The sequence below is a fragment of the Cellulosimicrobium sp. AB352 genome, from assembly GCF_049538415.1.
Lineage (GTDB): Bacteria > Actinomycetota > Actinomycetes > Actinomycetales > Cellulomonadaceae > Cellulosimicrobium > Cellulosimicrobium funkei.
In genome coordinates this window covers 22,126-34,293 of sequence record NZ_JBMVFX010000015.1, presented here as the reverse complement: position 1 = coordinate 34,293, position 12,168 = coordinate 22,126, and the positions used below count along the sequence as shown (strand labels likewise).

Annotated in this window: 10 protein-coding genes; 5 read left to right on the top strand and 5 right to left on the bottom strand. The window is 74.4% G+C overall.

Translation table 11 applies throughout. The features are described from left to right. Positions 1-7: 7 nt before the first annotated feature. Genes ACPCUX_RS12115 through ACPCUX_RS12100 form a run of 4 tightly spaced genes read right to left on the bottom strand, consistent with a single transcriptional unit; the run spans position 8 to position 7,616 of the window. Positions 8-1,198 (bottom strand): alpha/beta hydrolase, encoded by a 1,191-nt coding sequence (locus ACPCUX_RS12115; protein ID WP_409141205.1) that lies wholly within the window; start codon positions 1,196-1,198, stop codon positions 8-10. 2 nt (positions 1,199-1,200) lie between these two features. Continuing rightward, entirely contained in the window at positions 1,201-4,542 is a 3,342-nt protein-coding gene (gene lysX / locus ACPCUX_RS12110; RefSeq protein WP_395410954.1) for a bifunctional lysylphosphatidylglycerol synthetase/lysine--tRNA ligase LysX, read from the bottom strand. Then, positions 4,539-6,182, bottom strand: a complete 1,644-nt coding sequence (locus ACPCUX_RS12105) for an APC family permease (protein ID WP_085386817.1) — start codon at positions 6,180-6,182, stop codon at positions 4,539-4,541. Before ACPCUX_RS12105 ends, lysX begins: the two co-directional genes overlap by 4 nt. A gap of 27 nt (positions 6,183-6,209) precedes the next feature. Beyond that, entirely contained in the window at positions 6,210-7,616 is a 1,407-nt protein-coding gene (locus ACPCUX_RS12100) for a glutamate decarboxylase (RefSeq protein ID WP_194521711.1), read from the bottom strand. Between the two features lie 176 nt (positions 7,617-7,792). Between ACPCUX_RS12100 and ACPCUX_RS12095 the strand changes: the two genes are divergently transcribed. After that, positions 7,793-8,443, top strand: a complete 651-nt coding sequence (locus ACPCUX_RS12095; protein ID WP_198163126.1) for a TetR/AcrR family transcriptional regulator — start codon at positions 7,793-7,795, stop codon at positions 8,441-8,443. Positions 8,444-8,569: 126 nt separating this feature from the next. Beyond that, positions 8,570-9,334 carry a glucose 1-dehydrogenase gene (locus ACPCUX_RS12090; RefSeq protein WP_061269402.1) on the top strand — a complete coding sequence of 255 codons (765 nt, stop codon included), beginning with the start codon at positions 8,570-8,572 and terminating at the stop codon, positions 9,332-9,334. Positions 9,335-9,418: 84 nt separating this feature from the next. Here the strand turns inward: ACPCUX_RS12090 and ACPCUX_RS12085 are convergent, their stop codons facing one another. Beyond that, positions 9,419-9,802, bottom strand: coding sequence for a TraR/DksA family transcriptional regulator (locus ACPCUX_RS12085; protein WP_168945518.1), 384 nt, complete (start codon positions 9,800-9,802; stop codon positions 9,419-9,421). 177 nt (positions 9,803-9,979) lie between these two features. Here ACPCUX_RS12085 and ACPCUX_RS12080 point away from each other — a divergent pair, with 177 nt between their 5' ends. The 3 genes from ACPCUX_RS12080 to ACPCUX_RS12070 all read left to right on the top strand — a co-directional run bounded on the left by ACPCUX_RS12080 (position 9,980) and on the right by ACPCUX_RS12070 (position 12,140). Continuing rightward, the gene (locus ACPCUX_RS12080; protein ID WP_423388840.1) at positions 9,980-10,909 is read left to right on the top strand and encodes a quinone oxidoreductase family protein; all 930 of its coding nucleotides are present in this window, start codon (positions 9,980-9,982) and stop codon (positions 10,907-10,909) included. Positions 10,910-11,039: 130 nt separating this feature from the next. Continuing rightward, the gene (locus tag ACPCUX_RS12075; protein WP_034655328.1) at positions 11,040-11,504 is read left to right on the top strand and encodes a hypothetical protein; all 465 of its coding nucleotides are present in this window, start codon (positions 11,040-11,042) and stop codon (positions 11,502-11,504) included. A gap of 156 nt (positions 11,505-11,660) precedes the next feature. Beyond that, a complete protein-coding gene (locus tag ACPCUX_RS12070; RefSeq protein ID WP_423388839.1) occupies positions 11,661-12,140 on the top strand; it encodes an SRPBCC family protein in 480 nt (159 codons plus the stop codon). The last annotated feature ends 28 nt before the right edge of the window (positions 12,141-12,168 follow it).

The window sequence follows — 12,168 nt, the reverse complement described above, 5'->3', positions numbered from 1 at the left end:
CGCGGCGTCAGCCGCCCGCCATCTGCCGCTGCGCGAACACGAGCCCGTACGGGAGCGCGGTCGCGGCCATGGCCCACGTGTGCGCCTGACCGGGCTCCTCGCGGAGCTCGACGGTCTGCCCCTGGTCCTCGAGGTCCTGCGCCATCCGCCGCACCGTCGTGAGCGCCTCCCGCGGCGCGTCCTGCCCGGAGTCGAGGAAGACGGGCATCGGGTGCGTGAACGTCATCGTGGGCAGGTACGTCGTCGGGGTGTTCGCGTCGATCTCCGCCTGCGTCGAGAGCATCGTCCGTTCCGGCCCGGGGCCGGGGTTCCCGTAGGGCTCGATCGCGAGGATCGCCCCGTACAGGTCGAGGTTCCGCAGACCCACGTTGAGCGCGCAGAACCCGCCGGACGACATGCCGCCGAGGACGCGGTGCTCGCGGTCCGCGAGCGTCGGGTACGTCGCGTCGACGGTGTCGACGACGGTCGTCGTCAGGTACGTCTCGACCTGCTCGCCGCCCGTCGTCGAGTCGAGGCACTCGGTGTCGAGCCCGCCCGGCCCCGTGCCGTTCACCGTGGGCGCCACGACGATCATCGGGTCGACGAGCCCGCGCCGGATGAGCACGTCCATCGTGCGCGGCACCCGCCCGGCGGCGAACCAGCTGCTCGGGTCGTCGGGCGACCCGTGGATCAGGTACACGACCGGGTAGCGGGTCGAGCCCTCGGGGTCGAACCCCGGCGGGAGGTACACCCAGGCGTCCTCGTCCGCGATCTGCTCGACGGCCGTCCCCGGGATCGCGAGCGTCCGCACCTGGCCCCGGTGCGCGCCGCCCGGCGCGTCGGCCGACAGGTCCGTCAGACCCAGCGCGACGAGCTGCACCCGGGCGGCCCCCCACGTCGGGACGTAGCCGGAGTAGGCGTTGGCGCCGACCGCCAGGCCCAGCACGAGGGACAGCGCACCGAGCGTCGCGAGGGACGCCGTCGCGACGCGTGTGCGCCACGGCCGGCGCGCGTCCTCGCCCCGGGGCCGCCCCGCGCGCCGCGCCCGGGCGCCGCGCCGCGCGCGGACCACGGCCCACACCACCGCTCCCGCCCCGAGCACTGCCAGCACGACGGCGACCGGGTAGCTCGTCAGGTACGTCTCGGCAGGCTGCAGCTCGCGCAGCACGGCCGCGGGCAGGGCCGGGTCGGTGTCGGGGACGGGGAGGCCGGTCGCCACGGTCAGGACCGGCGCTGCGGCTTCACGAACGGGAAGGCGAGCGTCTCGCGGATCGACGCGCCGATGATCGTCATGTAGATGCGGTCGACGCCGAGGCCGAGCCCGCCGGTGGGCGGCATCGCGAACTCGAGCGCCGAGAGGAAGTCCTCGTCGATCTCCATGGCCTCCGGGTCGCCCGCCGCGGCGAGGAGCGACTGCTGCGTGAACCGCTCCCGCTGGTCGATCGGGTCGATGAGCTCCGAGTACGCGGTGCCGAGCTCGGCGCCGAACGCGACGAGGTCCCAGCGTTCCGCGAGGCGCGGGTCGCGGCGGTGCACGCGGGTGAGCGGCGACGTCTCGACCGGGAAGTCGGTGTAGAACGTCGGCTCGACCGTCTGGCCCTCGACGAGGCGGTCGTACATCTCGTTGACCACCGCACCGTGCGTCTCGTCCTCGCCGACCTCGATGCCGAGCCGGGCGCACAGGGCGTGCAGCTCCGCGTCGGGGGTGTCCGGGGTGACCTCGGCGCCGACGGCGCGCGAGACGGCGTCGTGCACGGTGACGACGGGCCACTCGCCGTCGAGCCGGACCTCGCTGCCGTCGGGCCGGCGCGACACGGCGTCGCCGTGCACCGCGACCGCGGCCGCGACGACGAGCTCGCGCGTGAGGTGCCGCATCGTCGTGTAGTCGCCGAACGCCTGGTACGCCTCGAGCGACGTGAACTCGGGGTTGTGCGTCGCGTCGGCGCCCTCGTTGCGGAAGTTGCGGCCCAGCTCGAAGACGCGCTCGATGCCGCCGATCGCGAGCTGCTTGAGGAACAGCTCCGGGGCGATGCGCAGGTACAGGTCCATGTCGTACGCGTTGATGTGCGTGCGGAATGGGCGCGCGTTCGCGCCCCCGTGCACGCGCTGCAGGATCGGCGTCTCGACCTCGATGAAGCCGCGCTCGACGAGCGACGAGCGCAGCGAGTGCACGGCGGCGGAGCGGCCGCGGAGCGTCACGGACGACCGCGTGTCGAGCGCGAGGTCGACGTGGCGCAGGCGCATGCGCGTCTCCGGGTCGGCGAGCCCGCGGAACTTGTCCGGCGGCGCCTTGAGCGACTTCGACGCCATGACCCACGACCCCGCGTGCACGGACAGCTCCCCCGTCCGGCTGCGCGCGACGGTCCCCGTGACGCTCACCTGGTCCGCGAGGTCGACGACGCGGCGCCAGAGCGCGAGGTCGGCGGCGCCGTCGGCGGTGAGCATCACCTGGCGCTCGTGGTTCTCCTCGCGCAGGACGGCGAAGACGACGCCCCCGAGGTCACGGAGCCGCACGACGCGCCCCGAGACGGACACCTCGTGCCCGAGCAGCAGGTCGTCGACGTCGGCGAGCCGGTGCGTGCGCGGCACGGCCACGGGGTACGCGGGCATGCCGGCCGCCGCGAGCACGTCGAGCTTGGCGCGGCGGGCGCGCTCCTGGTCGGTGAGCCGCCGGGTCGGCACGTCGAGCGCGAGCAGCGCGTCCTCCTGCTCGCGCACGGCGGCGCCGAGCGCGGCGTCGGCCGTCGCGACCTGCTGGCTCCCGGTGCCGCCGCGCGCGCCGGGCCACTGCGGCACGAAGCCCTCGGCCTGCCCCGCCGCGAGCGACACGGACGTGAGCTGCGCGGGGGCGGCGTAGCAGAGGTAGCGCGTGCGCCAGCGCGGCTCGTACTTCTGGTTCGAGCGGTAGAGCTGGTCGAGCTGCCACCAGCGCGACGCCGTGAGGACGAGGCGGCGCAGGAAGCGCTGGAAGGGGCTCGCCGCGACCGACTCGCCCTGCTCGATCAGGCCGCGGAACATCGCGAAGTTGAGCGAGACCCGGTCGATCGCCATGCCCGCGCCCTCGCTCGCGAGCGTCGAGATCATGAGCTCCGTGACGCCCGGCACCGCGTCGGGCGACCGGCGCATGTAGTCGAGCGAGACCCCCTTGCGGCCCCACGGGACGAACGTGAGCAGGCCGCGCGGCGCGCCGTCGCGGTCGTGCGCGGTGACGACGAGCACGCGCGGGTCGCGCGGGCTGCCGAGGCGCTCCAGTGCCATCGAGAAGCCGCGCTCGTCCTCGCCGTGCCGCCACGCGTCGGCGGCCTGCGCGAGCGCCGCGAGCTCGTCCGCCGGGATCTCGCGCTGCCGTCGCAGGCGCACGGTGTACCCCTCGCGCTGGGGCCGCGCGACGGCGTGCCGCACGGGCCGCATCGACGGCGACGCGAGGTCGAAGGACCGCGTCTCGACGATCGCCTCGTCACCCATCGTGAGGACGGCGAGCCCGGCGTCGCGGTAGGCCCGCGCGCCCTTCTCGCTCGCCGAGAGCACGCCGGGCGCCCACCCGTGGCGCCGCGCGTACGCGAGCGTGCGCTCGATCGCGTCGGGCCACGACGCCGGGTCCCCGAGCGGGTCGCCCGCGGCGAGCAGCACGCCGCTCACCACGCGGTACGACACGGCGGCGCGGCCGTCGCCGGAGAAGATCGCGTCGCGGTCGTCGCGCGTCGCGAAGTACTCCAGCGAGTCGTCGCTCGGGTGCTCCAGGAGCAGACGGCGCACCGCGAGCTCCTCGTCCGGGGTGCGTGCGGCGTCGCGCGGGCCGGTCCGCAGGAACACGAGCACCGCGAGCAGGAGCGCGGCGCCCGCGAGCAGGCCGCCGACGAGCGCGAGCCAGCCCGGCGCGCCGCCGTCGATGGCGAACGGCTCCTCGTGCGGCGACAGCCCGACCGAGACGCTCAGGGCCCACCCGAGCCGCGCCGACTGGTCGTCGAGGCTCGACGGCACGACCTGGAGCAGCGCCCACACGACGCCGGTCGCGACGGCGAGGCCGAGCACGAGGACGAGCGCCGCCGTCCACCACGCACCCCGGGCGATACGGGCCGGGAACGCGTGGCGCGCGGCGACGAGCACCACGACGAGCACGAGCCCGACGAGCCCGCCCGCGTACGCCGTCCAGTGCACGTCGTCGAGCACGCCGGCCGCCGGGTCGATCCGGTCGAGCACGATCGCGAGCAGCATGACGAGCGCGGACGGGAGCTGCCAGACGAGGACCACGAACCACAGCGCGGCGCGGCGCCGGCGCAGGAAGCCGCTCGCGACGAGCCCGACCACGACCGCGGAGAAGAGCGACGGGTACGACGGCACGTTCGTGATTGAGAGGACCTCGGCGACCGGGCGCTCGGCGTGGTGCGCGACGGGACGGAGGATCAGCGCGACGAGGAGCCACACCGCGTAGACCTCGAGGATCCGGCCGCCCCAGCGCGCGACCGTCTCCGCCCAGGGCGACGCGACGGCGGGCGGCGCTGGAGCGCGCCGTCCGCCGTCCGGGGTGGGCGTCTCGCGCCCGACGGTGCTGGTACCCGTCACGTGGTCTCCTCCGGGTCGCGCGGTGTGCGGGCGGGCGCCGGCGCGGGCTGCGTCGGCGGGTTGACGAGGACGTCGTCGGCGGTCTGCCGCTCCGCCGCGGTACGACGGTCCCACGTGGGGCGCCGCAGCGCGTAGAAGAGGAGCGGCGGGCCGCCGAGCACGACGACGACCCCGGCGACCACGATCGGGTAGGCGGTCTCGGAGAGGCCGCTGAAGCCGGACGGCCGGACGAACGCGAGCACGAACGCGGCCGCGCACGCGACGAACCCGAGCCCCGCGACGAACCGCATCGCGGGCGTGCGGTAGGTGCGGACCACGTCGGGCTTGGTGCGCCGCAGCCGGATCGCTGCGGCGAACATGAGCATGTACATGACGAGGTACAGCGCCGCCGCCATGTCCACGAGCGCGATGAACGCGGTGTTGCCGTTCGGCACGAGCACGAACAGCAGCGCGAGCAGCGTGACGATCCCGCCCTGCACCGCGAGGATGCCGACCTGGACCCCGGCCTTGTTGCGGCGCTGGAGCGCGGGCGGCAGCAGGCCGGTCCGGGCCGCGGCGAGCAGGCCGCGCGACGGCCCGGCGATCCACGTGACGACCGACGCGAACGCCCCGAGGGCGATGAGGAGCGAGATGACCGGGGTGCCCCAGCTCATGCCCCAGTGGTCGAAGAACGCCTTGAACGCGAGGTTGATGCCGTCGGTCACGCCGAGCGTCGACTTCGGGACGGCCACGGAGATCGCGAGCGTCGGGAGGATGAAGACCACGAGGATGAGCACGGTCGCGATGGCGATCGAGCGCGGGAAGCCCCGACCGGGGTTGCGCAGGTCGTTCGCGTGCACCGCGTTGACCTCCATGCCCGCGTACGCGAGCACGTTCGAGACGATGAGCACGATCGACGCGATCCCGGTCCACGGCGGGATGACGGCGGACGCCTCGAGCGTCGTCTCCGAGCGCTCGCCGGTGCCGAGCCAGACCGCGCCGAGCACGATGAGCAGGACGGCGGGCAGGATCGTGCCGAAGACGCCGCTCCACGAGCCGACCTTGGCGAACAGGTTGCCGCCGGCGAGCGTGATGAGCGTCGACCCCCAGTACAGGACGAGGATCACGACGGCCGTGTAGAGGCCGTTCTGCGTGAGGCCCGGGTCGCCCACGACGAACGACAGGCTCGCCGCGATGAACGCGATCTGCGTGGGGTACCAGACGACGTTCTGGATCCACTGGAGCCAGATCGCGACGAACCCGGCCCGCTCGCCGAACGCCTCGCGCACCCACGTGAAGACGCCGCCCTTCCAGCCGGTCGCGAGCTCGGCCGCGACGAGCGCCGTCGGGACGAGGAAGAGGATCGCCGGGACGATGAAGAGCGTCACCGAGCCGAGCCCGTACGACGCCATCGCCGGCAGCGAGCGCAGCGACGCGACCACCACCACGGTGAGCATCGCGAGCTGCACGACCGACATGAACGTCGTCGCGCCCGCGGCGGGTGCCCCGATGGCGGGCCCCGCGTGGCCCGGCGGCTGCCGGGAGCCGGGCGACCCGTACGGGTGCGCCTTGACGTGCGCTGCCGTCGGCGCGTGCGTGCCGTCGGCCCGGACGTGCGGTCCCGAGCCTCCGGGCGGATCCTGTGCTGCCCCCTGTGCCATGGTCCGTCCTTCCCGCGGTCGTCCGGGTCAGTGGTGGAAGTTGGAGCGCTGGCCCTCGGTCGGCATCGGGCCGGTGAGAGCGTCGAGGAGCTCGACCTCGTCGCGCAGGTCCGCGAGGAACGCGGACGCCAGGTCGTGGCTGAAGCCGTTGCGCACGACGACGCGCTGGACGGTGAGGTCCGTGAGGTCGTCGGGCATGGGGTACGCGGGCACGAGCCAGCCCTTGGTGCGCAGCCGCTCCGACAGGTGGTAGAGGTCCCAGTTCTTCGTGTGGCCCTCGCGCAGGCGCCACGCGAACACGGGGATGTCCGAGCCGTCGTTCCACAGCTCGAACGCGGGCATCTTCGCGATCTCGCCGGACAGGTAGAGGGCGACGTCGCGCGACGTGCGCTGCACGGCCTCGTAGCCGGTGCGCCCGAGGCGCAGGAAGAGGTAGTACTGGAGGAGCACCTGCGCGCCGGGGCGCGAGAAGTTGAGCGCGAACGTCGGCATGTCCCCGCCGAGGTAGCTCACGCGGAACACGAGGTCCTCCGGCAGCGACTCCGTGTCGCGCCAGACGACCCACCCGAGGCCCGGGTAGACGAGGCCGTACTTGTGGCCGGAGGTGTTGATCGACGCGACGCGGGGGACGCGGAAGTCCCACTCGAGGTCGGGCTGGAGGAACGGGGCGACCATCGCGCCCGACGCACCGTCGACGTGGATGGGCACGTCGAGGCCGGTGGACTCCTGGATCCGGTCGAGGGCCGCGGCGATCTCCGTGACCGGCTCGTACATGCCGGTGTAGGTCACGCCCATGATGGCGACGACGCCGATCGTGTTCTCGTCCACGTACGTCTCGAGGTCGTGGCCGTCGAGGACCTTGTGGTCCTCGGAGATCGGGACGTAGCGCGCCTCGACCTCGAAGTAGTTGCAGAACTTCTCCCAGCACACCTGGACCGCGCTCGAGAGCACGAGGTTCGGGCGGTCGGTCGGCTTGCCGGCGGCGCGGCGCGCGTGCTGCCAGCGCCGCTTGAGGGCGAGACCGCCGAGCATGCACGCCTCGGACGAGCCGATGGTCGACGTCCCGATGGTGTGCTCCGGGTCGGGCGCGTGCCACAGGTCGGCGAGCATCGTCCAGCACCGCGTCTCGACGGCCGCCGTCTGCGGGTACTCGTCCTTGTCGATCATGTTCTTGTCGGCGGCCTCGAGGTACAGCCGCGCAGCGTGCTCGTCCATCCACGTGCCGACGAACGTCGCGAGGTTGAGCCGCGCGTTCCCGTCGAGCATCGCCTCGTCGTGGACGATCTGGTACGCCGTCTCCTGGAGGGACTCGTCCTCCGGGAACCGGAACTTGGGCAGGGCCGTCGCCTCCCCCGGTCTGGCGAAGATCGGGTTGAGCTCGACGACGTCGGGTTCTCCGGTGTGCCTCTCGGCCCGGCGCGTGTTCGTGACCATGTCCGCCCCCTCGGGTTGGTGTGGCCGCGGACCTGCGGCCGCTCTCTCGACGGTACGACCGTGATCCCGGGACCGCCTCTGGGCGGGTGAGATAGGCAACACCTGTTGCTTAAGTGATTGCCTCGGCGTAACGTCGAGGACGAGGCAGCGCACGGCACGACGCGGAGGAGGTGGCCGTGGACAAGCGCACCGCCCGCACCGCCGCGGCCCTGCGGACCGCGATCCTCGCGCTCGCCGCGGAGCAGGACGTCACCCGGCTCACGGTGTCCGCCGTCGCGGCCCGCGCGGGGATCAACCGCGTGACGTTCTACGACCACGCGTCGAGCCCGTCCGAGCTCCTCGCGCGCGTGCTCGGCGCCGAGCTCGACGCGATCCGCGACCGGTTCTTCGCCGACGTCCGGGCCGCCGAGACGGCCGACGACGTCGCCGCCCGCTCCCGCGAGGTCGTCGACCACTGGAGCCGCGCGCTCGTCGTGCACGTCGAGGCCCACCTCCCCGTCTACGAGCGCGCGCTCGAGGGCGGGCTCAGCGCGCCGCTGTTCCGGCTGCTCGCCAGCCACGTCACCGGCACGCTCGTCGAGCACCTGCACGCCCACCCGGGCCTCCTCCCGTCGGCCCCGGCGGGAGTCCCGGCCGACCCGCCGGCCGGAGCCGCGACCACCGCGACGGCCGACGTCGCGGCGCGCGCCTTCGCGACGTACGTCGGCTTCGGCACGGTCGGCGCGCTCGAGGTGTGGCTCGCCACGCCCCCTCCCCGTGACCCCGGGCTGTTCCCGCGGGTCGCCCGAGACGCCCTGCCCGCCTGGTGGACCACGCCGTCGCCCTGACGAGCCGTCCCCTCCGCCGGTCGACCGCGGTCCCCGGCGGGCAGGTGCGCACCACCCGCGCGACGACGCCCCCGCTCACGAGGCGGGCCGACGCCGCCGTGCCCCCGCAAGGAAAGGAGCCCCACCATGGGCAGCACTCCCGGAAGGGTGCAGAACAAGGTCGCGATCGTCACCGGCGGCACCGGCGGCATGGGCGTCACGAACGCGCGCGCGCTCGTCGCCGAGGGCGCGAAGGTCGTGGTCGCGGACCTCGACGACGCGAAGGGCGAGGCGCTCGCGCGCGAGCTCGGCCCCGACGCCCGCTACGTGCACCTCGACGTGACGAGCGAGGACGAGTGGGCGGCCGCCGTCGCGGCCACGCTCGACGCGTTCGGGCGCGTCGACGTGCTCGTCAACAACGCGGGCATCGCCAACGGCGGTCCCATCACGGAGTTCGACGTCGCCGCCTGGCGCCGGATCATCGACATCAACCTCACCGGCACGTTCCTCGGGATCCGCGCGGTGTCGCCGATCATGGCGAAGGCCGGCGCGGGGTCGATCATCAACATCTCGTCGGTCGAGGGCATGCGCGGGAGCGCGGGCCTGCACGGCTACGTCGCGTCGAAGTTCGGCGTCCGCGGGCTGACGAAGTCCGTCGCGCTGGACCTCGGCCCGTACGGCGTGCGCGTCAACTCGGTGCACCCGGGGTTCATCTCGACGCCCATGACCGCGTCGCTCAACCCGGACGACCTCCTTATCCCGCTCGGCCGCCCCGCGGCGCCCGAGGAGGTCTCGCGCATGATCGTCTTCCTCGCGAGCGACGAGGCGTCGTACTCGACGGGCTCGGAGTTCGTCGTGGACGGCGGCCTCATCGCCGGCGTCCCGTCGAAGAAGGGCCACGGCCAGCTCTGACCCGGCCGCGGCGGGCCCGGCCGCGGCGGGCCCGGTCGCAGCAGGCCCGGTCACGGCGGCCCCGGTCGCGGCGGGCCCGGTCGCTCAGTGCACCGCGGCCGCGCACGCGACGCAGGTCCGCGCCGTCGGGCGCGCCTCCAGGCGCCCGGCGGCGATCTGCTGCCCGCACCCCGCGCAGACGCCGTAGGTCCCCGCGTCCAGGCGCGCGAGGGCGGCGTCGACCTCCTCGACCCGCGCGGCCGCGTCCCGCGCGAGCGCGTCCACCTGGGCGCGCTCGAACGCGATCGTCGCGCCGTCGGGGTCGTGCTCGTCGTCCGCGTTGGAGTCGCGCGACGCCTCGACGATGCCCGCGACGTCGGCGCGCAGCGCCCGCAGGCGCTCCGACGCCTCCGCGCGCACGGCGAGCAGCCGCTCGCGCGCGGGCCGCGGGGCGAGCGGGTGGTCGGAGCTCTCGAACGGTGTCGTCATCACCCTCCCCAACGCTCGGGACGGGGTGAAACCGTCCCGGACGGGGACTCCTGCCCACGTCCGCCGCATGACAGCGGCGGTCCGCGATGGAAGAGTGGAACCGCCCGGCCACCCCGGGGCCACCGCGCGGACTCGCCCTCGCGGTGGGCGACCGACGGCGAGACCACGGGGGTCGGCATGAGCACGGTCGTCGTCTTCGAGGAGTTCGGCGGGCCCGAGGGCCTGCGGGTCGACGACGAGGAGGTCGGCGCTCCCGGCCCCGGCCAGGTGCGCGTCGCGAACCGCGTCGTCGGCGTCAACCCCGCGGACCTCAAGCGGCTCGCCGGCGCGTTCGGTGGCCGCGTCCCCGGCGTGCTGGGGTTCGAGGCGGCCGGGGTGGTCGACGCCGTCGGGCCCGACGTCCCGGACCTCGCCCCCGGCGACGAGGTCGTGTGGCACGGCACGGGGGCGCAGCGCGAGCTCTCGCTCGTCCGCGCCGACCACGTGCGGCGCAAGCCGTCGTCCGTCCCCTTCGACCAGGCCGCGGTCCTGCCCGTCGCGGCCGCGACCGCGTTCTCCGCGCTCGTACAGGCCGACACGGGCGAGGGCGACGTCGTGCTCGTGCACGGCGCGAGCGGGGGCGTCGGGTCCGCGGCGGTGCAGATCGCGACCGCGCTCGGTGCCCGCGTCGTCGGGACGGCCTCGCCCGCGAACCACGACTACGTGCGCGACCTCGGCGCGACGCCCGTCGCGTACGGCCCGGGGCTCGTCGACGCGGTCCGCGCGCTGCCCGACGGGCTCGACGAGGTGAGCGTCGTCGTCGACCTCGTCGGCACGGAGGAGACCGTGGCCGCGACCGTCGCGCTGCTGGGCGAGCACCTCTCCCCCGCCGACGCCGACGACCCGCCGAGCGCCGTGACCGTCGTCGGGACGGACACCTCGCGCGCCGCCGGGATCGCCGACAAGGTCGACGCGAAGGGCGCCCTCGACGAGGTGCTCGCGCTCGCCGAGGACGGACGGCTCCGGGCGGAGATCTCGGCCCGGTTCCCGCTCGCCGAGGCCGCGGAGGCCCTCCGCCTCGTCGCCGAGGGGCACGTGCGCGGGAAGGTCGTCCTCGACATCGTGTGACGCGCGGCCGCTCTCCTTTGTGACGCTGCGCACAAGCTCGCCGCACGAGCCGCAGGATTCCGCGGCTCCCGCCCCGGCTCCCCGCGAATCTTCTTGCGCCCCGCGTGCGCCAGAGTGTGGAATCGTTAGCATGCGTAAGCTTCTTGCCGCCACCGCGGCGCTCTCCTGTGCCCTCCTGCTGGCGTCCTGCGCCTCGCCGACCGACCCGGCGAGCGACGACGCGGCGACCACCCCCGCGACCGAGACCACGACCGAGGCAGCCCCCGAGGTCACGCCGACCGTCGTCGCCGTCACCACGACGTGCAGCACCTTCTACGGAGGCGAGTACTCCGCCGAGCGCCTCGTCACCGAGACGACGCCGCTGCTCGCCACGCCGGACGACGAGGACGCCGCCGCCGCGATCTACACGACGCGCGAGCGCATCGCCGCGGTGCAGAACTTCGCCGACCCGGAGCTCCAGGAGAACCTCAACGGGATCAAGGCGCCCTTCGAGGCGGCCGTCCAGGGCGAGACGGTCAGCACGTCGAAGCTCCAGGAGTCGCTCGACGCGTTCCGCGCCCAGTGCGTCGAGGCCGGGTACGCGTTCGCGTCCTGACGCCACGCGCCGCGGTCCGGACGGCCCGTCCCTCGTCGAGGGGCGGGCCGTCCTCGCGTCCGGGGCCCCGCTCGCGCCCGGGGGCTCGCCCGTGCCGCGGCTCGCCGCGACCTGAGGCGGGCGGCGAGGCGCAGCCCGGCGTGGGAGCATCCGACCATGCCCGTCGTCGAGTCCTCGCTCGTGGTCCCCGTCGACCCCGCGACGGCGTTCGCCGTCTCGCAGACGACGGGCGCCGTCCGCCTGCGCTGGGACCCCTTCATCCGCCACCAGCACTTCCTCGACGGCGCGACCGCGCCCGCGAAGGGCGTGCGGACCTTCACCCGGCACCGCAGCGGGCTGTCCATGGTGAGCGAGTACGTCTCGTACAACCCGCCGACCAACGTCGGCATGCGCATGGTCCGCGGGTCGTGGTTCTTCGAGAACCTCGCGGGCGGCTGGCGCTTCGCGCCCGACCCGGCCGGCGGCACGCGCGCGACGTGGCGGTACAGCTTCCGGTGCCGGCCGCGCTGGCTCGCCCCGGTCGCCGAGCGCGTCGGGTCGTGGGTGCTCCAGCGCGACGTCGACCGGCGCATCGCCGGCTTCGCGCGCGGGTGCGCCGACCCGGTCGTGCTCGACGTGGTGCACGACGGCGCCTGACGCCCGCGCCCCCGTCCGCCGCCGCGCG